Genomic DNA, 25,976 nt, shown 5'->3' with positions numbered 1-25,976 from the left:
CAGGTTATGAACATGACGCCGCCGGAGGCCCCTGAGGATGGTAAGAACCAGCCGAGGGTAAAGCCCCCGGCGGCGTCCGTTTGCGTGCCTGAAACACTGACCGTTCTCAAGAAACGATCCGATTTCCTGAAGGCTGCCCGCGCGCGTCGGCAAGGTACCTCGTCCATGATGGTGCAGGCCCGCAAACGTGCAGCGGATGAAGGTACGGGGATTCGCGTCGGATTTACCTGTTCCAAGAAGGTCGGGAATGCCGTGGCGCGTAACCGCGCCAAGCGGCGCCTACGCGAAGCTGCCCGCGCGGTGCTGCCCGCACAGGGTCAGGATGGTTGGGATTACGTGCTGATCGGCCGCGCCGAGGTCACCGCCGCGCGCCCGTATGAGGCTCTGCTGGATGATCTGCGCTATGCCCTGCGCAAAATTCACAGCGCGCGGAAATGACTCTGCTGTCTCATATCCTTGCCCTGCCCGTTCGGGCCTATCGGCTGGTGTTCAGCCCTTGGGTTGGCTTCAACTGCCGCTATCAGCCCACTTGCTCGGCCTATGCGCTGGAAGCGCTGGAAAAACACGGCGCAGTCAAGGGCGCGTGGCTGACCGCCCGGCGGATCGGGCGCTGCCATCCCTGGGGGGGAGATGGGTATGACCCGGTTCCAGAGCAAAAGCCAAAAGATTAGAGCAGGCGTTTAAGAAAGAAAAACTGCCTCAACTCGGCTTTAAAGCAAGATTGCCCTGTGTCGTGTGCGTACGGGTAGGGATTTCCTCGCGGTCCAACTTACCAGAAATGGTGTGGAACACGTCTTCAAGAAACACCGGGTCATCGAAGTAAAACGTGTGTCCGGAATTGATACCGCCATCAAAACCACCTTGTTTGAAGCGCGCCGCGCAATACACATCGGCGGCTTTGCTATGCAGCGGTCTATTCATACCATTCCGCCCAACCCTTGGCGCAACTCCGATCCGTTTGACCGCAGATATCGATAGCACGTCATCCATCGTATTGTAGTAATTCGTTAGTCGTACACAGTGACGATAGAGTGATGAAGACTTGGAGCTGTCTGGATCAAGTGATGCGACGGACAGATCCCCAGCCACCAGCATGACCTGACTGACTGACCAGCTTTTGCTGGCAATCCGGGCTCGGTCATCGGCATCATCAAATGCCTCGCGTACTACATAGCTGCCCATCGAATGTGCCAGGACGTGCAAGTCGATCCGACACTCTGGCCGTTGCATCTCCGAAAACATCGCGACGCCATCCTTCACCAGACGGAAAGCCGACTGCTTGGCGTCCATCCGATCCTCTAGATAGTTCAAGGCCGAATCCGCGCTGGGCCAGTCAAAGCTGACAACAGCGCCTTGGAACCCGTGTTCTTTTAGGCCTGCTTTGATCTTTCGGTGCCGCACAAGAACCTCCGCCTGGGAGTTATTGAACCCATGCACGTAAAAAACGATGTCGCCTTCGGTATAGGGGTTCGACGTCCCGCCCTGAGCGGCCAATATGACCTTGTCGCGCCATTTTCGCTTTGTGATCTTGTGCGACAGCTTCATATCATCGGCGCTTTCCGGAATTTCCAGAAAGTGGCTAGCTGCCGGCTCGTTGGAAAAACCGTTTCCGCTTTTGCCACGGGCAACAAAGGCATAGTCCATAACAATCTCCTTGATAAATGACGCCCTTTTTATCACAGGTCAGCTACGCCCCAAAATCTCCAAACCGGCTTATCGCGCTTGCCCGCTCGCCGTATCGGCTGTAACCACGGCGCATGTTTGACGAAGCTGACGATATCCACCCGCTTTTTGCCGGCGCGCCCTCGACCACCGAGTTCAAAAAGCTGCGCAAACGCATCGTGCGTCAAACCCGTGAGGCCATCGATCAGTATGGGATGGTGGACCCGTCCGCCCACGACAAAGACGGCAAACCGCCCCGCTGGCTGGTCTGCCTGTCGGGCGGCAAGGACAGCTATACCCTGCTTGCGGTTCTGTATGAGCTGAAATGGCGCGGGTTGCTGCCCGTCGATCTGCTGGCCTGCAATCTGGATCAAGGCCAACCGGGTTTTCCCGCGACCGTCCTGCCCGAGTTTCTGGAACGCATGGGCGTGCCTCACCGCATTGAATATCAAGACACCTATTCCATCGTTGTGGATAAGGTTCCGCAGGGCCGTACGTTTTGCGCCCTGTGTTCACGCCTGCGCCGGGGCAACCTGTACCGGATCGCCCGCGAAGAAGGTTGCTCTGCCGTGGTTTTGGGCCATCACCGGGACGACATTCTGGAAACGTTCTTCATGAACCTCTTCCATGGTGGGCGCCTGGCCACGATGCCCCCGAAACTAGTGAACGAAGAAGGCGATCTGTTCGTGTTCCGCCCGCTGGCCCACGTGGCCGAGGCCGATTGCGAGAAGTTCGCGACCTCGATGAACTATCCAATCATTCCCTGCGATTTGTGCGGCAGCCAGGACGGCTTGCAGCGCCAGCAGGTGAAACAGATTCTGGATCAATGGGAAAGAAACAGCCCCGGTCGTCGGCAGGTGATGTTCCGGGCGCTGACCAACGCGCGACCTTCGCATCTGTTGGACCCAAAACTGTTCGATTTCGCCAACCTAACGCTAAACTTCGGTAAAAAAGACGAAAATTCGGTCGAAATTCCACAGCTGCGTTAACGTCTGACTCAGATTGGTTTTCTACGGTTGCCCAATACGTGCTTTGCCAAACGTAGAGGCCCAGAAAACCGATGTGGAAACATATCAAATTCGAACGCGTTCTTGATGTACTCGCTTCTGTTCTGAGCGGCCCTGCCGCGCTGGCTTTTGTGCCCGCCATCAGTCTGGCGGCATTCTGGATCGGCGGGGAACGGACATTGGTGGTTGCGGCCCTTGCTTTGCCCTTGATATTCGCAGGCGCGGCCACCTTTGACGCCCGCGCCAACAGGCAGCTTCAGCGGCGCAACCCGCCTGGTGGCATGATGGCCATCGACAGCTTTTATAATGAGCTGGAAGGCATGTTCAAAAAGGTGGTGACCGATGGTGCAGATTCGGCTTGCCTACTTATAGCCTTGGATGACTATTCCGACTTTCTTGATCTTCACGGCAATTCAGCGGCAAATCACCTGACCGACCAATTCGTCAGCCGGATTCTTTCTGTTATCCGAACACAGGATATCGCGACCCGGCTGGAACCTAACAAGATCGCAATCGGCCTACATTCATCCCATCAATTGGATCTGGAGGCTTGCATTCAGATGGCGGGGCGCATTCAGGCTGTCGTTGAAGAACCTTTTACGCTCAACGGTGCTGGTGTCTATGTTTCCTGTTCCATCGGGTTCAGTCTTTTAAGCAGCGTCCCAAAGGTTCAATACGAGGATTGGGTCGACGCCGCCAAGGCCGCTTTGGGTGAGGCGCAGCGGAACGGGCCGTCGACCATTCGTGCCTTTTCCAGCGAAACACAGCGTCGCTCGCGCATTCGCGCCAATCTTCGCAAAGAGTTTGAGGACGCGCTCGACAATGGTGAGATCCGTCCTTGGTTCCAGCCTCAAATCTCAACCGATACAGGTCGGGTTACGGGTTTCGAGGCGCTGGCCCGCTGGGAACACCCGCAAAAAGGTGTGCTAAGCCCGCAGGTATTCTTGCCGTTTGCCGAGCAGGCGGAGTTGATGGAGAAATTCGGCCAGACGATGCGGCACCATGCTTTCGCCGCGATGCGCGACTGGGATCGCGCCGCGGTCGTGGTACCCCGGATCGGCGTGAATTTCTCATCTGATGAACTGCGCGATCCAGCATTGATCGACCGCCTGAAATGGGAATTGGACCAGAATGATCTGACACCGGACAGGTTGGCGGTGGAAGTTCTGGAAACCGTGTTCTCGCGCCGCCCCGACGATGTGATTACCCGCAACGTGACCAGCATGGCCAAGCTGGGGTGCTGCATCGATCTGGACGATTTCGGCACCGGCCACGCATCCATTGCTTCGATCAAGCGCTTTGATGTTTCGCGGATAAAAATTGACCGCTCTTTCGTCGCCAAGGCAGATCGCGACGCCAGCCAGCAACAACTGGTCAGCGCCATACTGACGATGGCCGAGCGGCTGAATGTCGAAACACTGGCCGAAGGGGTTGAGACCCAGGGCGAGCATGCCTTGATGGCGCAATTGGGGTGCGACCATGTTCAAGGGTTCGGAATTGGCAAGCCAATGCCCTTTGAAAAGACGCTGGATTGGATCGCGGCGCATCAGAACAAGGTCAACGGAATGCCGAAGATCGGGCGCAAGACAGGACCGTAATCGCTGATTTACGCCACAGAAACGCGATCCAAAAGGAAATGACGGGCGAATCCGCTTGACCTTTGGGCTTGCACTCTGTTGAACCCACCGGGTGTGTTTCACTGCTTAAGGTGGCTGTCCCCGATGGACGATCAGAACAAGAATCTCATCCTTGCAACCGTGCTCAGCTTTATCGTGATCCTTATTTGGTTCGTGCTGTTTCCCCCACCGGAACAGACACTCACACCAGACGAGCTTGAGATTGCCACCGCCGAGGGTAATGAGGTTCAGACGCCCAGCGCCGCAGGTACTGTGGGTGAGGCGACAACGGCCGCAGAAGAAACCCTGCCGGAAGAGCAAGCCCCACGGGTTGAAATCGACACTCCCCGGCTGAAAGGCAGCCTGTCGTTGTCGGGCGGACGGATCGATGAGCTGTTCCTGAAGGACTACAAGGTCTCGATCGAGGAAGGGGCGCCGATTGTCGAACTGCTGTCTCCGGTTGGCTCAGACTCGGCCTATTACGCCCTGTATGGCTGGGCGCCAGGAACCGGCGTGGCTGGCGCGGATGTGCCCGGCCCGAACACGCTGTGGACGGTCGAAAGCGGCGAAACACTGAACGTCGACGCACCGGTCACTCTGAAATGGGAAAACGACAAAGGGCTGACCTTCCGCCGCACGATCTCGGTGGACGAAAACTATATGTTCACCGTCACCCAATCGGTCGAAAACAACACCCAGGCTGAAGTTGGCATGGCGCCCTATGGCATCCTGGCCCGCCACGGCATTGGCGAGGATGGCGACCTGCCCGGTCTGAAGAACTTTTTCATCCTGCATGAAGGCGTGATCGGCATGGCCGACGGTACGCTGGCCGAGATTGACTATGGCGATGTCCGCGATTTTGACATCGACCCGAATGAGCGCGCGCAAGCCGAGGTCTATCAGGTCAAAGAAGATGGCTGGATCGGATTCACCGATCACTATTGGATGACCACGCTGATCCCGGAACCGGGAACCCCGTTCAAGGCTGCAGCAAAATACGACGAACGCCGCAAGATTTATCAAACCGAAACAGTGCTGCCAACCCTGACGGTCGCCCCTGGCGCCACCGAAGAGGTCACCACACAGCTGTTCGCGGGTGCCAAGGAATGGGAAGCCATCCGCGAGTATCAGTCGGAAGGCGTGCAGAAATTCATCGACAGCATCGATTGGGGCTGGTTCTTTTTCCTGACCAAGCCGATCTTCTGGCTGCTGCACAATATCAACGTACTGATTGGCAATATGGGGTGGTCGATTATCGGCCTGACCCTGATCATCAAAGCGATCCTGTTCCCGTTGGCGTATAAATCCTACGTCTCGATGGCTAAAATGAAAGAGCTTCAACCGCAGATGGAAGCCTTGAAAGAAGCCGCGGGCGATGACCGTCAAAAGATGCAGCAAGGCATGATGGAGCTGTACAAGAAGGAAAAGGTGAACCCCGCTGCGGGCTGTCTGCCGATCCTGATGCAGATCCCCATCTTCTTCTCGCTGTATAAAGTGATCTTTGTCACCATCGAACTGCGTCAGGCCCCATGGTTTGGCCCATTCCAGGACCTCAGCGCGCCGGACCCGACCTCGATCATGAATCTGTTTGGACTTCTGCCCTTTGCCGGTCCACAGCCCGACTCGATCATGGCGCTGATCTTTATCGGTATCCTGCCGCTGTTGCTGGGGATCTCGATGTGGTTACAGCAAAAGCTGAACCCGGCGCCAACCGATCCGACGCAGGCGATGATCTTTGCCTGGATGCCATGGGTCTTCATGTTCATGCTGGGCAGTTTTGCGAGTGGTCTGGTTGTCTACTGGATCGCGAACAACACGATCACATTTACTCAGCAGTACCTGATCATGCGCAGCCAGGGCTTTAAGCCGGACGTGTTCGGCAACATCAAGTCCAGCTTCAAGCGCACGCCGAAAACGGACGACAAATGACAGCTGAAGTGACCCAGCTTTGGCGGCATCCGATCAAAAGCCATGGTCGCGAAGCCGTCGAAACCGTAAATGTGACCCCCGGGCAGACCATGCCCGGGGATCGCGTTTGGGCGGTCGCGCATGAGGCATCCAAAGCGGATGGTTCGAAATGGGTCCCTTGCGCCAATTTCAGTCGCGGTGCGAAAGCGCCGCAGTTGATGGCGATATCAACGCAATCAAACGGTGACACATTGACGTTGTCCCACCCGGATCGCCCAGACCTGACCTTTGCTCCAGACAGTGAGCAACAGGCGTTTCTGGATTGGGTCCGGCCCCTGATGCCCGTAAACCGGGCGGCCTCGGCACGGATCATTCGGGTTCCAGGGCGCGGGATGACCGACAGTGATTTCCCTTCGATCAGCCTGTGCAACCTGGCATCGCATCGTGCGGTCGGACAAAAGCTGGGCCAAGATTTGTCGGTGCACCGCTGGCGAGGCAACATTTGGCTGGACGGCATGCCCTTGTGGGAAGAATTCGACTGGCTGGGTCGCGAGGTTCAGATCGGAGAGGCCGTGCTGCGCGTACGTGAGCGCATCACCCGCTGTTTGGCAACCACAGCCAACCCTGACACAGGTGTACGCGATTCCGATACATTGGGCGCGCTTGAAACCTGGGGTCACCAGGATTTCGGCGTCTATGCTGAAGTTCTCGAAGGCGGCGCAATCTCGGTTGGCGATAAGGTAGAATTGTTATGAGCCCCCTCCCCTTTCCTTTGGCCGAAAACCCCGATGAATTCGCGTCGGAGCGCGGACGCAAATTGTTTGCGGGCGAGTCTGAATTCGTCAAAGGCGTGGTCGCCATGGATGGCCTGCCCGCGCCGGACCGGCTTGAGGTTTGCTTTGCCGGTCGATCCAACGTGGGCAAATCCAGCCTGATCAACGCGCTGACGGGCACCAAGGGACTGGCGCGCGCGTCGAACACTCCGGGCCGCACGCAAGAAATCAACTTTTTCACTCAAGGTCCTGAACTGTATCTGGTCGACCTGCCCGGTTATGGCTACGCCAATGCGCCGGTGAAAGTGGTGGAAAAGTGGCAGCGGCTGTTGAAAAAGTACCTGAGCGGACGCCAGACCCTGCGCCGAGCCTTTGTCCTGATCGACGCGCGCCATGGGGTAAAGCCGGTGGATGCCGAGATCATGAAGCTGCTGGACACCAGTGCCGTGACCTTTCAATGCGTTCTGACCAAGGCAGACAAGGTCAAGGCCAAAGACCGCGAAAAGGTGCTGGAACAAGTGCGCGGCGCATTGTCGAAGCATCCTGCGGCCTTTCCTGAAATCGTGCTGACCTCGTCTGAAAAAGGCGATGGCATTCCGACCCTGCGGTCAATCATCGCGCATCTGGAATGAGACTGCCGATCCGTCTCTTTGCCGTACTGACCTCACTGGCGCTGTTGCTGACCGGTGTGATCCCGCAGGGCTGGATGCCCACAATGGGCAATGACGGCAAGGTGTTTCTGGTTCTTTGCACCGGCGAAGGCACGGTCGAGCAATGGGTCGATCTGGACCCGGACGATCCCATACACGACGACACCGACGAGCGCGCCATGTGCCCCTTCGCAGGGCTGACCGCTGATGTCGCTCTGACCACCGTCGGGGACACCGTGCCTTTCGCGGCAACGATCCAGCCGCGCTGGATTCATCGCGACTTTACCCATCGCAGCGCCGGTTTCTATGCCCGCTATGATGCGCGGGCACCACCCGTCTTCTCCTGATTCACCTCAACATCTGAGAACCTGCGCAGTCGCTGCGCGGGGCAATTTTCGAATCCGGAGAACACTATGGCATTTGATAGCCAAACCCTGGGGGACACCCCGGCGCAAAACACTGCTGCGCAAAAACTCTACTTCGCCGCCTGGCGGTGGCATTTCTACGCGGGGATTTTCGTCATCCCCTTCCTGATCATTCTGGCCGTCACCGGGTTGATGATGATGTTCATCACCCAATATGACGGTCGCGATGGTGAAAAAATCGCGGTTGAAGTTCAGGGAACCGCCCTGCCAATATCGCAACAGGCCGAGGTCGCGCTGTCCGAACTCCCAGGCACAGTCGTCGAATGGATCGGTCCGAAAGCCGCCGATCTGGCCACCGTGTTCCGTATCAAAACCGAGGCAGGCCAACGCCTTGTGGCCGTCGACCCCTATGCCGGAGAAGTCCTGCAAATCTGGGACCGTCGCGCGGGCTGGTATGATCTAGCGGACAATATTCACTCGACCCTGCTGATCGGGACAACCGGGGATCGCATCATTGAAGTCGCCGCCGGTCTGAGCCTGCTGCTGGTCTTCACCGGTCTTTACATGTGGTGGCCACGCGGCAACGCCATGGCTGCATTTGTCCCCAACCTGCGCGCGCGCGGCCGTGCTTTGTGGAAGTCCCTACATGCCGTGATCGGGTTCTGGATGTCCGGGCTGCTGGTTGTCTTTCTGATCTCAGGCCTCTCTTGGGCCGGTGTCTGGGGTGGAATGATCGTACAACCCTGGAGCAGTTTCCCCGCCGAGAAGTGGGACAACGTGCCCCTCTCGGACGATATCCACGCAAGCATGAACCACGGGCACCAAAACGACGTCCCCTGGGCGCTGGAGCAAACGCCGATGCCCGCCTCGGGGTCTGAGGCCGGGATTGATGGCGTACCGCAAGGCGCGTCGGTGGATATCGACGCACTGGTGGCGTTGGGAATGGCGCTGGACATGTCAGGGCGTTTCCGCGTCGCGTATCCCAACGGCGAGGATGGCGTCTGGACCCTGAACCGCGACAGCATGAGCAGCGACTCAACCGATCCGGCAAACGACCGCACCGTTCATGTGGATCAGTATACCGGCAAGATTCTGGCCGATGTGCGGTATCAGGATTATTCGCTGATGGGGAAATCTATGGCTCTTGGCATTCCGTTTCACATGGGGCTGATGGGGACGTGGAATTTTATCCTGAACGTCGTGTTCTGCCTGTCGGTCATCTTTGTTTGCGTCTCGGGCGTGGTGATGTGGCTGAGAAGGCGACCACAGGGTACGGGGCGTCTGGCCGCGCCGCCAATACCTGCTGAGTTGCCGCTGTGGAAAGGAGCAGTGGCGATCGGTCTGTTCACCGCGATGGCATTCCCGCTGGTTGGTCTGACATTGCTGGCGGTGCTGATCTTCGACCTTCTGCTGGTCAGCAACATCCCAGCGATAAAAAAAGCCCTGAGCTGACAAATCCGGGCCGCATCGCATCGGTGCGGCCCGATCAATCCGGATGTTTCCGCTGTCTGAGTTTAGCAGCATCCGCCAATGTACTAAACGTGCTGTGCCCCATTCACCTCAATTTCCGCCCCCGAGATGTATGAGCTTTCCTGAGAACACAGGAAATAGATCGCTGCTGCGACTTCTTCGGGCTGCCCCAACCGTCCAAGTGGCAGCTTTTCCACTATTTTATTGGTGCCGGGGCTGAGGATTCCGGTTTCAACCTCACCAGGTGCGATTGCGTTCACCCGGACGCCCACAGGACCGAAATCATGTGCCATTTCCCGCGTCAGTGCTGCCAGCGCCGCCTTGGATGTAGCGTAGGCCGCGCCTGCAAACGGATGTACGCGCGCCCCTGCAATGGATGTCACGTTAACGACTGATCCACGGGCTGCGGCCAATTCCTCTTTCAATCCGCGCGCCAAAACAACGGAGGCAAAGAAATTGACGTGGAACACCTGCCCCCAAGTCATGAGGTCGGTGTCCAGCGTATTCAATCGCTCTCCATTAGGGCCCTTCGGCGACACACCCGCGTTGTTGACGAGGGCGTGTAGCTTTCCTCCGACCATTTCTTGCAAGACGCCAACTGAATTGATCGTTTCGGCAGGATCGCTCAGATCCAGCTGCAAATGATTTTCTTTTCCTTCCCACGGACAATCATCCGGCACTGGAGAGCGCGAGCAAGTGATAACCCGCCAGCCTTCGGCATGGAACCGACGAACCGTTGCGAAGCCAATACCCCGACTAGCACCCGTCAGAATAAGAGTTTTTTGCTCCATTGGCTGTATCTCCTTTTTCAGGGCATGCAGGCACACTAACAGTGGCGACTGCACTCACAACAGCGATCTTGGCTTATGCCGCTAAAACGCCTAACACGTGAGGAAGAGGACCAAGATATGAAGACACGAGATATGAACCGGGACTGGATCGCCACCGCCGCCACTTTGAACAGCGCCTTGCCATACCTGCAACGCTATGACGGTGCAATCGTCGTCATCAAACTGGGCGGTCACGCCATGGGCAGTGACGAAGCAATGGAAAGCTTTGCCCGCGACGTCGTTCTGATGCGTCAGGTTGGGGTTAATCCGGTGGTCGTGCATGGCGGCGGGCCGATGATCAACGCGATGCTGGATCAACTGAACATCCAGTCCGAGTTTGTGAACGGCAAACGTGTGACCGACAAGGCTACCGTCGAAGTTGTCGAGATGGTGCTGTCTGGCCTGGTGAATAAACGCATCGTACAAGCGATCAATGGTCAGGGAGGCAAAGCGGTAGGCCTGTCCGGTAAAGATGCCAACCTGATTGTCTGCGATCAGGCCGATCCGTCACTTGGGTTTGTCGGCTCTCCGTCGCAGATGGATCCGGCGATTTTGCATAACCTGTTCGCCCATGACGTGATACCCGTGATCGCGCCCCTGGGCGCAGGTAAGAACGGTGAAACCTTCAACATCAATGGCGACACTGCTGCCGGGGCCATTGCTTCGGCACTCAAGGCAGATCGGCTGTTGCTGCTGACGGACGTCTCAGGCGTCAAGAACGCGGGCGGCGAGGTTGTGACCGAGTTGAAAGCCGGTCAGATCCGCGAAATGACCATGGACGGCACTATTGCGGGTGGGATGATCCCCAAAACCGAAACGGCTCTGGATGCCCTGCACAGCGGCGTACGAGCGGTGGTCATTCTGGACGGGCGTGCGCCCAATGCAGTGCTGTTGGAGCTGTTCACCGAACACGGCGCAGGTTCGCTGATCCGGCCCGACTAATCACCCAACGGAGGAGACATGACCGGACATCCCCCGACCTCCTCGACTAAAACCTATGACCGCGTGGAACAGGCGGCGCAGCAGGCGGGTCTGATCGTGATGGGCGCACTGCACCCGCACCGAGTAGACGCCAAACAGCTGGATAGGGGCACGCTGATCCTGTTGGGCGCGGGACAATCATTCTGGCCCACGCTGAAATCCGCGCCCGAATGGCAAGGTGACCACCCGGTTGATCGGTGGTCAACGCGCGTGGTTGGGCAGTTGGCCCGCGATCTGGGGGCCGAGGCGCATTTTCCCTTCGGCGGCCCTCCCTACGCACCCTTCATCGACTGGGCCCTGAAATCCGGGCGTACCTTCAGCAGTCCGGTGGGCGCGCTGGTGCATGATACGGTCGGCATGATGATCTCATACCGTGGGGCGCTGCATTTTAACGAAGAATTCACGATCCCAGAGGTTCCCGGCACCTCTCCCTGCATCAACTGCCCGGCCCCCTGTACCCAAACCTGTCCCGTTGGCGCGCTCAACAGAGACAGTTTCTATGACGTCGAAGCCTGTCACACTCATCTGTCCACCGTCGCAGGGCAGACCTGCATGACAGGTGGGTGTCTGGCGCGGATGTCCTGCCCCCTCAGCGTGGGTGCCGGGCGCGAAGCTGAGCAATCCGCCCATCACATGAAGGCCTTTCACCCGTCATGAGCCGCACCCTGATCCTGACCCGCCACGCGAAATCCAGTTGGAATGACCTGAATCTTTCAGACCACGACCGCCCATTGAACAAACGCGGGCGCAAATCAGCCCCGGCGATAGCTGAATGGTTACGCGCAAACGCCTGGCTGCCGGACGAGGTGCTAAGCTCGACATCGACCCGAACACGTGAAACCTGGGACCGGATGGGGTTGCAGGCGGACAAGGTCACGTTTCACCGCACCCTTTATCACGCGGATTCCGAGGACATTCTGACCGAGCTGTCGGGGGCGACAGAACCCACCGTGCTTATGCTGGGCCACAACCCCGGCATTGCCACCTGCGCCAGTCGCCTTGTAATGCAGGCACCAAACCACATCCGGTTCCACGATTACCCAACCTGCGCCACGACCGTGATCCGGTTTGATATCGACGACTGGGCGCACGTCCGATGGCACAGCGGCACTTTGCAGGGGTTTGTCATTCCACGCGAGCTGCTGGAATGAAAAAAGGCGGGGCAAAACCCCGCCTTTTCGTCCGATTCGCTGGGATCAGTGGCCCAGAATCTGGCTGAGGAACAGTTTGGTCCGCTCGCTTTGCGGGTTGTTGAAGAACTCTTCCGGTTCGTTCTGTTCCACAATCTGACCGGCATCCATAAAGATCACGCGGTTGGCAACCTGACGGGCAAAGCCCATCTCGTGCGTCACGCACAGCATGGTCATACCTTCCTCGGCCAGCTCGATCATGGTGTCGAGCACCTCTTTGATCATCTCAGGATCCAGCGCCGATGTCGGCTCATCGAACAACATGATCCGCGGCATCATGCAGAGCGAGCGGGCAATCGCCACACGCTGCTGTTGACCGCCCGAAAGCTGACCGGGGTATTTGTCGGCCTGCTCAGGGATTTTCACCTTTTCCAGGAAATGCATCGCACGCTCTTCGGCTTCTTTCTTGGGCGTCTTGCGCACCCAGATCGGGGCCAGCGTGCAGTTTTCCAGAATGGTCAGGTGCGGGAACAGGTTGAAGTGCTGGAACACCATGCCAACCTCAGACCGGATCTTGTCGATGTTTTTCAGGTCATTCGATAGTTCGGTCCCGTCCACAACGATCCTGCCCTGCTGGTGTTCCTCCAGCGCATTCAGGCAGCGGATCAACGTGGACTTACCCGACCCCGACGGCCCCGCGATAACGATCCGCTCGCCTTGATTGACGGTCAGATTGATGTCGCGCAGCACGTGGAAGGACCCGTACCACTTGTTCATGTTGGTGATTTCGATGGCGACCTCGTCGCTCACCTGCATCTTCGAGCGGTCGATTTCGCGTTCTATTGCAAGTTCAGACATGGGTTGAACTCCTTAACGGTGGCCAGTCTGAAGCTTGCGCTCCAGATACATGGAATAGCGGGACATGGAGAAGCAGACGACGAAGAACAGTACGCCGATAAAGGCAAACAGCTCCCAGTAGACGCCATTCCAAGCGGTATCGGCGCGGATGCCATTGGTCAGGCCGATCACGTCGAAAAGACCGATGATCGAGACCAGCGTGGTGTCCTTGAAAATGCCGATAAAGGTACTCACGATGCCCGGGATTGAGATTTTTAGCGCCTGCGGCATGATGATCAACCGTTGGGCCTGCCAGTAGTTAAGGCCCAGACTGTCGGCCCCTTCGTACTGACCACGCGGCAAGGCTGCCAGACCACCCCGGATCACCTCGGCCATATAGGCGGCCGAGAACAGGGTCATCATGATCATCACTCGTAGGATGATGTCAAAATTTGTACCCGGCGGCAGGAACAGGTTCAAAAGCAGCGAGGCCACGAACAGCAGAGTGATCAGCGGCACGCCGCGGATGAACTCGATAAAGCCCACGCACAGGTATTTGACGATCATCAGATCAGACTGCCGACCCAGCGCCAGAACGATACCAATGGGCAGCGAGACACCAATGGCCACAACACCCAACAAGATCGCCAGCATAAAGCCACCGAAGTCGCGGCTTTCGACTGTCGCGATGCCAATCGGAATGACAGAGTTGATTGCGTCAGCAACTGAGCCCGCTGCAAACAACCACCACAGAATGGGCAGCGCAATTGCAAGGATCAATGCCGTCAGGGACCCTGCCATAGGAAGCACGACTTTGTAGGCGATATATCCGATGGCAAACCCGGCAGCGACCATCAGCGGTCCCCAGATGCTGCCGCCCCACATTAGCCAAGGCAGCAGGAACGGATAGGCCGCCGTTACGAACAACAGCTTACGCGGCACTTTGGTGAACAACACCGGCGCAATAGCAACCAGCAACAGGATGAAAGTCAGGTTCGGCCGGAAATAGGCCGGCCAGCCGCCTGATTCAGGTGGGTTGGACCACGTCGCGTCCGGATGCGCCGGATAAGGCGGATAGAACCCGTACAGCAATTGCAGCCACCGGTCCTTGATAACACCCCAGCAGGCATGGCCATGAGTATCACCCCATGTCGCCATCATGATCTCGCGACATTCCGACAGGGAATTGGCGTTCCAAACGGATTCGAACGTCCAGGACAGAATGTTGGAGAGCACATAGTAGATGAAATACAGCGAGATTAAGGTCAGGATGGCGTTGAGCCAGCTTGAGAACAGGTTATGCCTGATCCATCCCAGCACACCGACCTCGGATGCGGGTGGTGCCTGTTCCGGCAACATTTCCGTGCGGACAAATGAAACATCACTCATATTACCGCTCCACCAGTTTGACACGGTTGTTGTACCAGTTCATCACCGCCGAAATGCTCAGCGAGATGGACAGATAGACCAGCATCAGCAGCAGAACGCATTCCAGCTCGCGGCCGGTCTGGTTCATGGTGATGCCACCCAAAGTACCCGTGATGTCCATATATCCGACCGCGATCGCCAACGACGAGTTCTTGGTCAGGTTCAGATAGTTCGAGATCATCGGCGGGATGATCACCCGCAACGCCTGCGGCAGGATCACAAGACGCATGGTTCGACCCGGGCGTAGGCCCAGTGCGGATGCGGCCTCGGTCTGACCCTTCGAGATTGCCAGAATACCGGCGCGAACGATCTCGGCGATGAAAGCCGCAGTGTACAGCGACAGGGCAAGCCACAATGCGATCAACGAGTTCCGCATATGGGTGCCACCGGTGAAGTTAAAACCTTTCAACTCGGGGTAGCCTAGATGAAAGCCTAGCACTGTCAGCAGAATGATCGACGGAACGAACAGCAAACCCAGCTGGATGTGCCAGATGGTCGGACGGTCACCCGTCTTTTCCTGCGTCGCATTGGCCCAGGCCGACACTTTGCGCATTGTGAAGATGCTGCCGCCAAGCACGATCAGGAAAGCGATGAGGTCCAGCGAAACATCGAACCGCAGGCTCGACGTGCCGAACAGGTGGATGTCACCCAAACCACGCGAAAATAGGAATTCGGGGATATAGACCCCGCGATTGGTCACCGCGACCGTGCCGAAAAGATCCATCGTGGCTTCTGGGTTTTCGCCCCGGAAGGCGCGCGGTGCCGGCAGGCTTTCGATCAGGATCGCCATGGCGAACACGATCCAAAGCAGCACTGGCACGTTGCGGAACATTTCGACATAAACCGTCATGATCCGCGCGATCAGCCAGTTATTCGACAGACGCAAAACACCGACCATAACGCCGATGATCGTTGCCGTGATACAGCCCAGAACTGCAACGACCAGCGTGTTTAGCAGGCCTATAAACGCCGCACGTAGATGGGTATCGCGCGAGTCGTATTCCAGCAGGCGTTGGTTGATGTCATAGCTGGCCGGTTCGGCAAAAAAGTCGAACCCGACCGTTCTGCCAAGCGTTTCGAGGTTCTGAATAGTGTTGTTAATAATCCAGGCTGCCAGAAGCATGAAACCGATCATCGCTATGACCTGAATGGTCGCAGATCGGTACCGCGTATCATAAAGGAGCATGGACAGCCGGAAGTGCTCCTTCGGCGGGTCAGTGAGTGTCGTCATGACCTATGTATTTCCCCGTCAATCCCGGTTTAGCCGGCAGAGTTTTTCTCTGCTCCTAACTTTCCGGGCGTGTTTCTTATGGAAGGAAAAAGGGCGCAGGTTGCCCTGCGCCCTTTTCCGTGGCTTTTAGCGGAACGGCGGTGCGTACAGCAGGCCGCCATCGGTCCACTGTGCGTTCAGGCCGCGTGCCAGACCGATCGGGGTTTCCTCACCGATGTTCTTGGCAAACACTTCACCATAGTTGCCGCCAACTTTGATCGCGCGCTGTGCCCAGTTCGCGTCCAGACCCAGCATCTCACCCAGCGTACCTTCGGTACCCAACAGGCGGTTTACCTCTGGGTTGTCGGTGGCACCACTGGACATCTCGTCGATGTTGGCCGAGGTTACACCCAGCTCTTCCGCCGCGATCAGTGCGTTGAGGGTCCAGCGGACCACATCGCCCCATTCGTGATCGCCATGACGAACCAGCGGGCCCAGCGGCTCTTTCGAGATGATTTCGGGCAGGATCACGTGATCACCAGCATTTTCAAAGGTGGCACGAGTTGCCGCCAGGCCGGATGCGTCGGTGGTGTAGACGTCACAGGCACCAGCCAGATACTGCTGCTGCGCTTCGGCGTTGGTTTCGATCGGAACCGGCTCATAGCTCATGTTGTTGATGCGGAAGAAATCCGCCAGGTTGAGCTCTGTCGTGGTGCCGGTCTGGATGCAGACCGTCGCGCCGTCCAGTTCCTTGGCCGAGCTGACGCCCAGAGCCTTGGGAACCATGAAACCCTGACCATCGTAGTAGTTGATACCGACGAATTCGAACTTCAGGTCGACGTCGCGGCTGAAGGTCCAAGTGGTGTTACGGGCCAGCATGTCGATCTCGCCCGAAGCCAGCGCGGTAAAGCGTGTCTTACCGGTGGTCGGAATGAATTCTACAGCGGTCGGATCGTCCAGAACGGCGGCTGCAACGGCGCGGCACACGGCCACGTCAAAGCCCTGCCATTCGCCATTGGCGTCCGGGCTGGCAAAGCCGGGAACACCGGTCGCCACGCCACAGTTCAGTTTGCCGCGCGCCTTGACATCATCAGCAGTCCCCGCCGCAGCCGCACCAGCAGCCAGGCCGGCGATGGTTGCCACGCCCAAGATTACGGATTTTTTCATTTTTACCTCTTCCTGATTTCCCGTCCCTATCCAGAGACGGCTCTGTCCGGCACCTTTGGCACCAGAAAGGTTTCCCCAAAGGTGTCTCCCCTTTAGTGGGAACGAGTTTGGGCGTATTCATAAACAAACGTCAAGGCCCGGATCAGGGAAAACGATGAGTCAATTCAAGGATGACTCGTCCGACGTTGGAAAATCTGGGCGTTAAGGATCAAATCGAGAGGTCAAAAAACCTTTTAGCGTGCAAAAAAGCCGCCCTTTTGGTTTCCGCTACGTCAAAAGCCTCATCGTCATGGCCCCATTGCTCAATCTGCCAAATTTCATCCAGTCTGGAAATTTGCCAGATTTCTTCTACATCGCGCCAATTCAGAGCAGTCGCAAAACCCAGAACAAGCGAGCCCGACAGGCTGACAAGGTCATGAAATGAGGCCAGTTGAAAATCGTTAAGCTGATGAACACGCAGCTTTAGGGTGTTTAAAGCCTTTTCCGATTGCGGCTGATGCAGCACACCAGCCACGGGCAGCAACCGTGCAGATAGTTCCTCGGCCGCCCAGTCCAAGGCCGGGTTCCATTGCTCGGCCTGACGCTCTTGCAACTCTTGCGGGTGGGTCGCGCGATAACACAGCAAGTCCGAATCCCCATAGTCGGCCAGCATGTCCGCAACCTCGGCGTGTTGGTGGCGGACCTTGTCGATGGCCGCATTGGCCGATCGTGTGAACGGCATCTTGGCCGGGTCGACCTCTTTTTCCTGCGCATCCCATTCCGCAGCCACTTGTTCGGCCATGGCCCGTGTGGGCAGGACCAAGGCCGCTTTGGCCGGAGTTTTTACGCGGCGACCGTCCAGTTCGACGGTGAATCCCCCCTCGGCATCGACCACCGCACTTTCGGTCCAAAATCGCTTGGGTTTCCAATCGCTCATGTTGTCAGGTCCAGATATCGTCCAGCGCCCGCGGCAGCTGGTCAAAGGTTTCAATTACGCAATTTGCACCGTCCAGAGCGGATCGGTCGTGATAGCCCCAGCTGACACCGATGCCCGCCACCCCGGCGGCGCGGGCCATGTCCATGTCGAATCTGGTGTCGCCGATCATGACCGTGTTGGCCGCATCCACCCCGGTTTCACTGCGCGCGGTGTCGATCATCGAAGGGTGCGGCTTCGACGGGTGATGATCCGCAACCTGCCGGGTCAAGAAATAACGCTCCAGCCCATGCGCCTCGATCAACGCGTCCAGCCCACGCTGGGACTTACCGGTGGCCACACCCAGCAAAACTTCGGGCACCGCGTGCAGCGCCTCAATGGCGTCCCGCGCGCCAGGATAAAGCGGAGAGCTTGCAGCGCCCTGTTCAAGACGGTGCGCGTGATAGGCTTGTTTATACCCCTCGACCAGACGCTGCTGATCGCTATCCGAATGTTCTGGCGCCAGTTGTGCCATCGCGTTGGGCAGGGACAGACCAACAATGGACAGAATTGCGTTGCGGTCAGGCACCGGCAGGGACAGCGCCTGAAAACTGGCGGTCATCGCCGCAACGATGCTGCCCTGACTGTCGACAAGGGTGCCGTCCACATCGAACAGCACCAGACGCAGCGGTGCGCTCATTGCAGTTCCTCGAACGGATCATCAGCGGCCAGATCTTCGGTCCAGCCGAAGGTCTCCCAGCTGTGCTTCATGTGATCCGGCAATGGCGCCCTAATGGTGATGGTCTTGCGCGTGGTGGGATGCTGGAACGAGGCCTGCCGTGCGTGTAGATGCAATTTCTTGCTGATGATACCGCCCAGTTGCGCGCCCCACCCGTCACCAAGATTTTCCTGACCCGAGCCGCCGTATTTGCCATCGCCGATGATGGGATGCCCAATTGCGGCCATATGCGCGCGCAGCTGATGCGTGCGGCCCGTGATCGGCTCCATCGCCACCCATGCAGCGCGTCCAGCCACCCGGTAAAGCGTGGCATAGAGAGTGTGCGCCCGTTTCGCACCCGCCGTGTCGTTGATTTCGTTCAGATGCACGGGGATCATCTTTTCACCCTCACCGTGCTTGCCGTGGCCTGCGGCTTTGACCAGCCCGGTCTTGATCTCACCCAGATACGGCGTCGGCACCCCAGCGACCAGCGCCCAGTAAATCTTGCGAGTGTCGCGGTGACGGAAGGCGGCGGTCAGCCCTTTGGCCGCCTCGCGAGTGCGCGCCATCAGCAACACGCCCGAGGTGTCCTTATCCAACCGATGCACAAGGCGGGGGTTTTCATCATATCCAAACCGCAGCGCTTCGGACAGGCTGTCCACATGGCGCGTCTGGCCGCTGCCGCCCTGCACCGGCAGACCTTGGGGCTTGTTCAGTGCCAGAACGTGATCATCGCGATAGATGACACAGGACTGGATCATCTTGGCGTCGGCATCTGAGATACGATGTTTGACCTCGGCGGGTTTGTGATCGGCATCAGGCAAGGGTGGCACGCGCACGACCTGACCGGCCTCAAGCCGGGTCGAGGCTTTCACCCGCCCACCTTCAACCCGCAGCTCGCCCTTGCGGCACATCTTTTCGATGCGCCCCTGACTGACATGGGGAAACAGGCGGCGAAGCCACCGGTCCAACCGCTGGTCGCCGTCACCTTCTGCCACGGTGATCATCTGTACGCCGCTCATGCCGATATCCCCTGCGTCGCGCGACGTGTCCGCGCGCTAAGCCTGTCTGTACGTGTCCTAGAAAACATGCGCGTCTGTGGCCTGCCGCACCGCAAGAGTCAAGCCGACCTTACCCGTTGCGCTGGGCCCGCAGCTTGGCGAAATAATCCAGCCGCTTTTTCAACTCGCGTTCGAACCCACGTTCGACCGGCTGATACAGTTCAGGCCGGTCCATACCGTCGGGAAAGTAGTTCTGACCTGAAAAGCTATCCTCGGCGTCGTGGTCATAGGCATAGCCCGCGCCATAGCCCTGATCCTTCATCAGCGAGGTCGGCGCATTCAGGATATGTTTGGGCGGCGGTTCACTGCCCGATTGCTTGGCCAACCGCATGGCGGCTTTGTATCCGACATACGCACCGTTCGATTTGGGGGCCAAGGCCAAATAAACCAGCGCTTGCGCCAAGGCCAACTCGCCCTCAGGGCTGCCCAGCCGTTCATAGGTTTGCCAGGATTGCAGACAGATCGCCTGTGCCTGCGGGTCGGCCAGGCCGATATCTTCAACCGCCATCCGGGTGATCCGCCGCGCCAAATAGCGTGGATCCTCGCCCCCCGTCAGCATCCGCGCGAACCAATACAGCGCCGCGTCCGGGTCCGACCCACGCACCGATTTATGCAGGGCCGAGATCAGGTTGTAATGCTCATCCCCTGATTTGTCGTATTTCGCCGCACGGCGCATCAATCGGGTCGACAAAGCATCCGGATCCAACGGTGCATCGACCTTCCACGCGGCGATCTGTTCGATCAGGTTCAACAGCGCGCGCCCGTCGCCATCGGCCATTTCCTGCAGCGCCTCACGAGCAGGGCCTGTCAGTGGCAACGCGCGGTCCAGCTCTTTTTCCGCCCGTTGGGTCAGCCGCTCCAAATCAGCTAGGCTGAGCCGTTCCAGGACCAGCACCTGTGCCCGGCTAAGTACAGCGGCGTTCAGTTCAAAGGACGGGTTTTCGGTCGTGGCCCCGACCAGCAGGATCGTTCCGTCCTCCATATGCGGCAGGAACCCGTCCTGCTGGGCTTTGTTGAAACGGTGGATCTCGTCCACGAACAGCAGCGTGCCCTGCCCGTTCTGACGGCGTATCTTGGCGGCCTCGAACACTTTCTTAAGGTCCGGCACGCCAGTGAATATCGCGCTGATCTGAACGAAATGCAGATCGGTTTCCTGCGCCAGCAACCGCGCGATGGTTGTTTTACCCACGCCCGGAGGCCCCCAGAACACCAAACTGGACAAGCTGCCCGAGGCCAACATGACCCCCAGTGGCGCGACGGGGCCCAGAACCTGTTCCTGCCCGATCACCTCAGCCAGTGTCTGCGGTCGCAACCGATCCGCTAGCGGGCGATGCGCAGGCGGTGCGGGCGCGGCGGCCCCGGTGTCGAACAGATCGCTCACGCGCTACAACCGGAACCGCAGGGAAACCGAACGACCACCGCGCAGGATGTCAAAATTCAACCTGCGCCCCGGATCGGTCAGCGCATCGACTATGTCCTGCGGGTGGTCGATTTGCGCACCGTTGATGCCATTAACCACATCACCCACACGCAGCCCAGACCGCCCTCCGTATCGGCCTGCGTCCACCACAACAACGCCGGTTTGCGACAGCACCAGCCCCAGCCGCGTGATGACCGCCGGATTAACGCGTGAGACCGTCAGCCCAGGCATGACCGTCTGATCATCCAGCGTGGTCTCATCGGCTGACGGGGTCTCGGGTGCCCGGACAAGGGCTACTTCCAGATCCAAGCTTTCCTCGCCGCGCAACCGGGTCACGATCGATGTGCCGCCGACGCCCGCCACCGACATGCGGAACTTCATCTCGGCCGGAGAGTTTACTTCATCCCCGTCTACGTGGGTCACCACGTCACCGACGCGCAGCCCTGCATCGGCAAGCGGGCTAAGGGGGTGCAGGTCAGAGATTACCACGCCCAACGGGATCACCAGACCCAGCGACTCGGCGATATCAGCGCTCATATGCTGACCTGCCATTCCCGCCCAAGGGCTGATGAAATGGTCATTGCCCTCCTGCGCTTGCCGCAGGAACTCGGCCACTAAATTGGCCGGGATCGCAAATCCAATGCCGTTTGATCCGCCCGAGCGGGTCAGAATGGCCGTGTTGATCCCGATCAGGTCCCCGTTCACGTCAATCAGCGCACCGCCCGAATTTCCCGGATTGATCGCCGCATCCGTCTGGATGAAATAACCGCGCGCGTTGCCGGTCGCAGCCCCGGTCCGGGCCAGCCCCGAGATGATGCCCGACGACACGGTCTGACCCACGCCGAACGGGTTACCGATGGCCAGCGCCAGCTCTCCCACCGCGACTTGATCGGAATCGCGCAGTTCCAGGAACGGCAGCTCGTCGGCCTCTTGCAGGCGCAAAATGGCGATATCGCTTTCCTTGTCGCCCAGCACCACCTGCGCCGAATATTCCCGCCGATCCGTTGTTACCACGCGAATTTCTGTGGCCGTACCAACCACGTGATAGTTCGAAACGACGTAACCATCCTGCGAAAGGATCACCCCCGACCCCAATGAGTTCTGAACGCGCGGGCGCGGTTCGGCCGAGCCGCCGCCAAAGAAATCCCTAAAAAACGGGTCCGAGAAAAACGGGTTAGCCCGCCCCTGCCGCACGATCTTAGCATAGATGTTGACGACCGCCGGTGAGGCCTCTTTGACCACCGGGGCAAAACCCAACGATATCTCGGATTGTGATTGCGGCACACGGGTGTCCGCAGTGGCAACCGAGGCGCATGCGAAGGAAAGAGCGATAAGTGTCGCGCGGAACATAAAGACCTCAACTTGCAAAGTTGCGTTGGATATGCGCCCGCGCGAAACGTAATGCAAGCATCTGGTAGCGGTCAGTCCAGAGGAGCGTGCAGCCGCGTACCCTTGGTAATGATCCCGCCACGATTGCCGACATCTATATTTCCGTAACGCTGCATGAAAACCTCGGGCAATTCGCGGTCTCCCTCGGGGGATAACCAAAGCCGGAACAGATGACGCCGCTCGTCCGGAATCGGCCAGTCGGTGAACCCTGTCCGGTCGTGCAGTTGAGAGTGATTATAAACGAACTGCATGTCTCCGGGCTGCAGCCGCATGGTCAGATAGAATTCCGGATCATTTGCTAACGCATCGAACTTGTCCAGAGCCGCGACGTGGTCAGGTGTCAGGCGCATGGCATCAGGAAACCTTTGCGCGCTATCGATATACTGGCGCTGGTAGAACACGGTGAGCTTGCCGTCGTGCCAGCAAAATGGGGGGATCGTCATGAATGGCTGCATACCTTCCGGCACTTCGCCACGGCGGTCGGTCGCGATGGGGTCGAACAAACGCCGTAGCAGGTCAGGGCACTCGGCACGCATCCGGTTATAGATGGTTTCGGCACTGACCAACAGTGAATCCCCGCCCTCTTTGGCGTCACGCAAACATAGCAGCCCGACAATATCGGCGCTGTCCGTGTGAAAGGTCTGCCGTTCGTGGGTCTGGTAAATCCGCGTGTTGGGATCATTCGCATCCGCGCCAATGTCACGGACATGCCCCAAAATGTGACCTTGAGCGTTCTGTGAACGCGCAGACCCCAGATGTGCCCCCGCCCCGCAAAAAATTGCCGCAGCCATCTCTTGCGTGTACGATTGCACCGGGAGACCACGGATCAACTCGAACCCTATCCCATTGATCAATTTGTCGCGCAGATGTTGCAGATGGCGGTCAAACCGCTGCAATGGGAAATCCGCTTTTGAAATTTCCCCGATGTCGCGCCCCAAGCTCAGATAGTGGCGGGCGGCTTGCTCAAGATCGGCGATATCCTCGGGCGACAGGTCGACAATCCATTCATGCTCGCGCGCGCTCATCTCCTGTCCGGTCCAAGCGGAAGGTCCTGTGAATTCACTGGGGATCTCGGATATTTCCGTCATCATTTGTACTCCACACATATTTCACAGGATAACGCGGGAAAGATGGTTTTACATTGCCGTAAATCGCCGGAAATGACGTTAGTTAGACGATAGACCTGTACTGTCCGCCTGCAAACAGGTGGCGCACGCATCATTCAACCGGCGACCAATCCTGACCGGGATCGTAGGTCGTAATCTCCGCGGTTGTTTCCAGTGTCTCAGGGCCAAAATCCGCCTCGAAAACAATTCCGTTCTCGCCCACAAGGAAGGAATGGATACCGGTTTCGCCATATTCGGCAGGCACAGCCAGCAGGGCGTGCCCAGCAACAAATTTATCACCGACATAATAGGAATAAGCACCACCCGGTGCATTTGGGCCCTGCCCCTGCAAGACCGTGTAGTAATAGCCAAGAAAGGGTTCAGCGTCATAATCTGTCTCGCCATCACTCCAGCCTGAAGCGGCCGCGCGGGCCAGTGCCGCACCGACAAAGCTGTCTTCTTCGGGCCAGAACAAGCCGTTTCGCTTTCCGGGATCGGCAATGATCGTCTGCGCAAATTCCATAACGCCATCGCCATTATGGTCGACCAGCCTGAACGCAGCTTGAAGATCGACATAAGCCTCAAGCAGTTCGATCACGTCCAGTTCGTTCAAGCCAATCTCGCGGGCAGAAAGCTCCTCGATCCCGGCTTCGAGATCGAATTGCCAACCGTCTTCGCCTCGTGAAATGGGGATTGGGAAAGGCCAGCTGTCTTCGCCCAACACAAGAACGACACCGTCCTCATTGGGCTGAAAGCGGTAACCCTCGTCGTACATGGCAAGCACTTCCTGCCGCCTTTCCTGATCCTCGACGGGATCACCTGTCCCAATCAGGTCTTCCGCCTCGGGGCCGAAAATTTCCAGCAACTTGCCTTGGTCATCCGCCCTCAGGGCGCCAACAAAGGCATCCAGGGCAGTTTGCGGTGTGTCAAACCGAGCCCCATCCGAAAGTGCCGCGCCGGCAGTTGCCGCAAGTAATACAATAGAAAGAACCGATTTACGCATCTTACCGTCTCCGCTTTCCTTTGGCGGCGTGGCCGCGATTGGACGCGCTGTGGGTTCTCTTCCCTGACGCCTTTTTCTTCATCGCCTGCCCCTTGGAGGCCTGTGGTTTGCGCTGAGCCGTTTTCTGGGCCTGAGGCTTCTTGGCGGCTTGAGGCTTTTGTTTGACAGGCTTTTTCGCAGCCTCCGGTCTTTGCTTGGTGCGCTCGACGGCTTGCTGCTTGGCTGCGGCCTTATCCCGGTCGACATTGCCCCGGTTCACCTGTGGCAGGTCCTTTTTTCCGCCGTCCCGGTTGGCAAGCGCACCGCCAGCGACGGCTCCTGCGCCCGCTCCGGCGGCAACCGCTGCTGCCCGCTCGCGCGAGGCGCCATCCCGGCTGATATCGGCAGCACCAGATTCGCGGCTCAGTTTCGCGCGCAGCTCGTCCGTGCGTCCGTCGGGACGGTTCACTGGCAGATCGCCACGGCCACTTTCGGGTTTTTTGTGGTTCGAAATTTTATCCTGCGCCTGCTTTTTGCGGTCAGGATCGGGTTGCCATCCGATATCCGTGCGGTCCCCCAGATCAATATCTCTGTCGATATTGACGTTGCGATCGACATCAATGTCGATATCGGGGTTCCTGATGATGGGTTGACCATTCCATCCGCCGCAATTCCGACAGCCCCAATAGTCGTACCAATCGTCATCGTCGTCAAAAATTTCGTCAATTAGTGCGACCGTGCCAAAGGTCAGCAACGCCGCACCGACCACATCCCCCGTCGATGGGCCGGTATAAACTGTTTCGGGGTTGTATTGCGGCACGTACACCGTCTCGGTGTTTGTTGGCGTGATGACTACTGTTTCGTCTTCGACCACTTCAACTGTTTGTTCAGGCCCCGAGACCAATGCGCCACTGTCGATCGCCTGGTCCCGCATCACCTGAACAGCGTCCATCACATCGTCGGACTGGGCCAGCATCGCGGTGCCCATGGTTTCGGTCCAGTCAATATGGGTGGCCATCTGCCCGACAACTTCGGGAAACGCCGTAGCAAGAACACTGACCGAAGGATCCCAACCCATGGCATCGATTTCCGGCTCCAACTCGGCCGGGTCACGGTCGGCGTTGTCCAGCAGGTAACGCTCGGCCTTCACAATCTCCAATGGCTGGGTAGCGGCGACAAATATCTGGATAAGCAACGTGTCTGGATAAAGAGCGACCGGCGCAACCAGCGTTTGCAGCTCTGCATCTGTCAACAGATCGGATTGGTCGGTTGACGTTTCTTCGGCCGCGGGATCATCGGATGTTTCCTGGGCATAAAGCGCGGTTGAAGCGCCAATACCGAGCGCAAAAATCAGATACCTAAACATATTGCGAT

General features: G+C 58.2%; 26 protein-coding genes. 12 read left to right on the top strand and 14 right to left on the bottom strand.

From position 1 onward, the window contains the following. Positions 1-12 precede the first annotated feature (12 nt). Together rnpA and yidD are read left to right on the top strand one after the other, a co-directional pair. On the top strand, positions 13-438 hold the full coding sequence (gene rnpA, locus AB1A64_RS00360; protein ID WP_366549570.1) for a ribonuclease P protein component: 426 nt from the start codon (positions 13-15) through the stop codon (positions 436-438). Continuing rightward, on the top strand, positions 435-671 hold the full coding sequence (gene yidD / locus AB1A64_RS00355; protein ID WP_366549569.1) for a membrane protein insertion efficiency factor YidD: 237 nt from the start codon (positions 435-437) through the stop codon (positions 669-671). The genes rnpA and yidD overlap by 4 nt, the downstream gene beginning before the upstream one ends. A gap of 28 nt (positions 672-699) precedes the next feature. On the opposite strand, the gene AB1A64_RS00350 is transcribed toward yidD, so the two are convergent. Beyond that, entirely contained in the window at positions 700-1,644 is a 945-nt protein-coding gene (locus AB1A64_RS00350) for an alpha/beta hydrolase (RefSeq protein ID WP_366549568.1), read from the bottom strand. Between the two features lie 113 nt (positions 1,645-1,757). Here AB1A64_RS00350 and ttcA point away from each other — a divergent pair, with 113 nt between their 5' ends. The 7 genes from ttcA (at position 1,758) to AB1A64_RS00315 (ending at position 9,433) form a co-directional block, all read left to right on the top strand. Continuing rightward, on the top strand, positions 1,758-2,651 hold the full coding sequence (gene ttcA, locus AB1A64_RS00345) for a tRNA 2-thiocytidine(32) synthetase TtcA (protein WP_366549567.1): 894 nt from the start codon (positions 1,758-1,760) through the stop codon (positions 2,649-2,651). Positions 2,652-2,722: 71 nt separating this feature from the next. After that, on the top strand, positions 2,723-4,267 hold the full coding sequence (locus AB1A64_RS00340; RefSeq protein ID WP_366549566.1) for a bifunctional diguanylate cyclase/phosphodiesterase: 1,545 nt from the start codon (positions 2,723-2,725) through the stop codon (positions 4,265-4,267). A gap of 123 nt (positions 4,268-4,390) precedes the next feature. Continuing rightward, positions 4,391-6,214, top strand: a complete 1,824-nt coding sequence (gene yidC, locus AB1A64_RS00335) for a membrane protein insertase YidC (protein ID WP_366549565.1) — start codon at positions 4,391-4,393, stop codon at positions 6,212-6,214. Next, positions 6,211-6,948 (top strand): MOSC N-terminal beta barrel domain-containing protein, encoded by a 738-nt coding sequence (locus tag AB1A64_RS00330; protein ID WP_366549564.1) that lies wholly within the window; start codon positions 6,211-6,213, stop codon positions 6,946-6,948. The genes yidC and AB1A64_RS00330 overlap by 4 nt, the downstream gene beginning before the upstream one ends. Continuing rightward, positions 6,945-7,598, top strand: a complete 654-nt coding sequence (gene yihA, locus AB1A64_RS00325) for a ribosome biogenesis GTP-binding protein YihA/YsxC (RefSeq protein ID WP_366549563.1) — start codon at positions 6,945-6,947, stop codon at positions 7,596-7,598. Before AB1A64_RS00330 ends, yihA begins: the two co-directional genes overlap by 4 nt. Then, positions 7,595-7,963, top strand: a complete 369-nt coding sequence (locus AB1A64_RS00320) for a DUF2946 domain-containing protein (protein WP_366549562.1) — start codon at positions 7,595-7,597, stop codon at positions 7,961-7,963. Before yihA ends, AB1A64_RS00320 begins: the two co-directional genes overlap by 4 nt. 66 nt (positions 7,964-8,029) lie before the next feature. Further along, the gene (locus tag AB1A64_RS00315) at positions 8,030-9,433 is read left to right on the top strand and encodes a PepSY domain-containing protein (protein WP_366549561.1); all 1,404 of its coding nucleotides are present in this window, start codon (positions 8,030-8,032) and stop codon (positions 9,431-9,433) included. A gap of 83 nt (positions 9,434-9,516) precedes the next feature. On the opposite strand, the gene AB1A64_RS00310 is transcribed toward AB1A64_RS00315, so the two are convergent. Continuing rightward, on the bottom strand, positions 9,517-10,242 hold the full coding sequence (locus AB1A64_RS00310) for an SDR family oxidoreductase (protein WP_366549560.1): 726 nt from the start codon (positions 10,240-10,242) through the stop codon (positions 9,517-9,519). A 117-nt stretch (positions 10,243-10,359) separates the two neighbouring features. On the opposite strand from AB1A64_RS00310, the gene argB reads away from it, so the two are divergent. Genes argB through AB1A64_RS00295 form a run of 3 tightly spaced genes read left to right on the top strand, consistent with a single transcriptional unit; the run spans position 10,360 to position 12,413 of the window. Next, positions 10,360-11,223, top strand: coding sequence for an acetylglutamate kinase (gene argB / locus AB1A64_RS00305; RefSeq protein WP_366549559.1), 864 nt, complete (start codon positions 10,360-10,362; stop codon positions 11,221-11,223). A gap of 18 nt (positions 11,224-11,241) precedes the next feature. Beyond that, positions 11,242-11,919: a ferredoxin gene (locus AB1A64_RS00300; RefSeq protein ID WP_366549558.1), complete on the top strand. Its 678-nt coding sequence runs from the start codon at positions 11,242-11,244 to the stop codon at positions 11,917-11,919. Next, a complete protein-coding gene (locus AB1A64_RS00295) occupies positions 11,916-12,413 on the top strand; it encodes a histidine phosphatase family protein (RefSeq protein WP_366549557.1) in 498 nt (165 codons plus the stop codon). Before AB1A64_RS00300 ends, AB1A64_RS00295 begins: the two co-directional genes overlap by 4 nt. A 45-nt stretch (positions 12,414-12,458) precedes the next feature. On the opposite strand, the gene AB1A64_RS00290 is transcribed toward AB1A64_RS00295, so the two are convergent. The 12 genes from AB1A64_RS00290 to AB1A64_RS00235 form a co-directional block, all read right to left on the bottom strand. Further along, positions 12,459-13,250 (bottom strand): amino acid ABC transporter ATP-binding protein, encoded by a 792-nt coding sequence (locus AB1A64_RS00290; RefSeq protein ID WP_366549556.1) that lies wholly within the window; start codon positions 13,248-13,250, stop codon positions 12,459-12,461. Between the two features lie 12 nt (positions 13,251-13,262). Next, positions 13,263-14,618 (bottom strand): amino acid ABC transporter permease, encoded by a 1,356-nt coding sequence (locus AB1A64_RS00285; RefSeq protein WP_366549555.1) that lies wholly within the window; start codon positions 14,616-14,618, stop codon positions 13,263-13,265. Between the two features lies 1 nt (position 14,619). Continuing rightward, the gene (locus tag AB1A64_RS00280; RefSeq protein WP_366549554.1) at positions 14,620-15,888 is read right to left on the bottom strand and encodes an ABC transporter permease subunit; all 1,269 of its coding nucleotides are present in this window, start codon (positions 15,886-15,888) and stop codon (positions 14,620-14,622) included. A 126-nt stretch (positions 15,889-16,014) separates the two neighbouring features. Beyond that, positions 16,015-17,034: an amino acid ABC transporter substrate-binding protein gene (locus AB1A64_RS00275; RefSeq protein WP_170351661.1), complete on the bottom strand. Its 1,020-nt coding sequence runs from the start codon at positions 17,032-17,034 to the stop codon at positions 16,015-16,017. A gap of 208 nt (positions 17,035-17,242) precedes the next feature. Continuing rightward, a complete protein-coding gene (locus AB1A64_RS00270; protein ID WP_366549553.1) occupies positions 17,243-17,950 on the bottom strand; it encodes an ATP12 family protein in 708 nt (235 codons plus the stop codon). Between the two features lie 4 nt (positions 17,951-17,954). Then, positions 17,955-18,626: an HAD-IA family hydrolase gene (locus tag AB1A64_RS00265; RefSeq protein ID WP_366549552.1), complete on the bottom strand. Its 672-nt coding sequence runs from the start codon at positions 18,624-18,626 to the stop codon at positions 17,955-17,957. After that, complete coding sequence (locus AB1A64_RS00260; protein WP_366549551.1) at positions 18,623-19,666, bottom strand: RluA family pseudouridine synthase; 1,044 nt, start codon at positions 19,664-19,666, stop codon at positions 18,623-18,625. The genes AB1A64_RS00265 and AB1A64_RS00260 overlap by 4 nt, the downstream gene beginning before the upstream one ends. A gap of 109 nt (positions 19,667-19,775) precedes the next feature. Beyond that, entirely contained in the window at positions 19,776-21,086 is a 1,311-nt protein-coding gene (locus AB1A64_RS00255; protein ID WP_366549550.1) for a replication-associated recombination protein A, read from the bottom strand. Positions 21,087-21,089: 3 nt separating this feature from the next. Continuing rightward, positions 21,090-22,475 carry a trypsin-like peptidase domain-containing protein gene (locus tag AB1A64_RS00250; protein WP_366549549.1) on the bottom strand — a complete coding sequence of 462 codons (1,386 nt, stop codon included), beginning with the start codon at positions 22,473-22,475 and terminating at the stop codon, positions 21,090-21,092. Positions 22,476-22,546: 71 nt separating this feature from the next. Further along, entirely contained in the window at positions 22,547-23,602 is a 1,056-nt protein-coding gene (locus tag AB1A64_RS00245) for a TauD/TfdA family dioxygenase (protein WP_366549548.1), read from the bottom strand. A 130-nt stretch (positions 23,603-23,732) separates the two neighbouring features. Next, positions 23,733-24,623, bottom strand: coding sequence for a DUF2950 family protein (locus AB1A64_RS00240; protein WP_366549547.1), 891 nt, complete (start codon positions 24,621-24,623; stop codon positions 23,733-23,735). Between the two features lies 1 nt (position 24,624). Beyond that, complete coding sequence (locus tag AB1A64_RS00235; protein ID WP_366549546.1) at positions 24,625-25,968, bottom strand: DUF3300 domain-containing protein; 1,344 nt, start codon at positions 25,966-25,968, stop codon at positions 24,625-24,627. Positions 25,969-25,976: the final 8 nt, after the last annotated feature.

Origin of the sequence: Ruegeria sp. ANG10, from assembly GCF_040705255.1 — a bacterium.
GTDB lineage: Bacteria > Pseudomonadota > Alphaproteobacteria > Rhodobacterales > Rhodobacteraceae > Ruegeria.
Note: the sequence above shows the minus strand (reverse complement) of the source record. Positions and strands in the feature narration are given on the sequence as shown.